This window comes from Streptomyces sp. NPDC049687, from assembly GCF_044465285.1.
Classification (GTDB): Bacteria; Actinomycetota; Actinomycetes; order Streptomycetales; family Streptomycetaceae; genus Streptomyces.
This window is the reverse complement of record NZ_JBITLN010000045.1, coordinates 1-1,242: the sequence shown is the minus strand read 5'-3', so window position 1 is coordinate 1,242 and position 1,242 is coordinate 1. Positions and strand designations below refer to the sequence as shown.

1 rRNA gene is annotated in these 1,242 nt (G+C 57.1%); it reads left to right on the top strand.

Annotated elements, in window-relative coordinates:
* Positions 1 to 246: 246 nt before the first annotated feature.
* A 16S ribosomal RNA gene (locus ACIBVL_RS43230) occupies positions 247 to 1,242 on the top strand; the annotation flags it as partial.

Genomic DNA, 1,242 nt, shown 5'->3' with positions numbered 1-1,242 from the left:
CGAAGGGAAGCCCGGAGGAAAGCCTGAGAGAGTCTCTCGGGTGAGTACAAAGGAAGCTTTCGTTCCTTGAGAACTCAACAGCGTGCCAAAAATCAACGCCAGATATGTTGATACCCCGTCCCCGGCAGTGATAGCCGAGGATGAGGTTCCTTTGAAACAAAACACAGCGAGGACGCTGTGAACGGTCGGGCTTATTCCGCTCGACTGTTCCGCTCTCGTGGTGTTCATCCCGATTACGGGAAAACATTCACGGAGAGTTTGATCCTGGCTCAGGACGAACGCTGGCGGCGTGCTTAACACATGCAAGTCGAACGATGAAGCCCTTCGGGGTGGATTAGTGGCGAACGGGTGAGTAACACGTGGGCAATCTGCCCTTCACTCTGGGACAAGCCCTGGAAACGGGGTCTAATACCGGATATGACCCTCGCAGGCATCTGTGAGGGTGTAAAGCTCCGGCGGTGAAGGATGAGCCCGCGGCCTATCAGCTTGTTGGTGAGGTAATGGCTCACCAAGGCGACGACGGGTAGCCGGCCTGAGAGGGCGACCGGCCACACTGGGACTGAGACACGGCCCAGACTCCTACGGGAGGCAGCAGTGGGGAATATTGCACAATGGGCGAAAGCCTGATGCAGCGACGCCGCGTGAGGGATGACGGCCTTCGGGTTGTAAACCTCTTTCAGCAGGGAAGAAGCGAAAGTGACGGTACCTGCAGAAGAAGCGCCGGCTAACTACGTGCCAGCAGCCGCGGTAATACGTAGGGCGCAAGCGTTGTCCGGAATTATTGGGCGTAAAGAGCTCGTAGGCGGCTTGTCACGTCGGGTGTGAAAGCCCGGGGCTTAACCCCGGGTCTGCATTCGATACGGGCTAGCTAGAGTGTGGTAGGGGAGATCGGAATTCCTGGTGTAGCGGTGAAATGCGCAGATATCAGGAGGAACACCGGTGGCGAAGGCGGATCTCTGGGCCATTACTGACGCTGAGGAGCGAAAGCGTGGGGAGCGAACAGGATTAGATACCCTGGTAGTCCACGCCGTAAACGGTGGGAACTAGGTGTTGGCGACATTCCACGTCGTCGGTGCCGCAGCTAACGCATTAAGTTCCCCGCCTGGGGAGTACGGCCGCAAGGCTAAAACTCAAAGGAATTGACGGGGGCCCGCACAAGCAGCGGAGCATGTGGCTTAATTCGACGCAACGCGAAGAACCTTACCAAGGCTTGACATACACCGGAAAGCATTAGAGATAGTG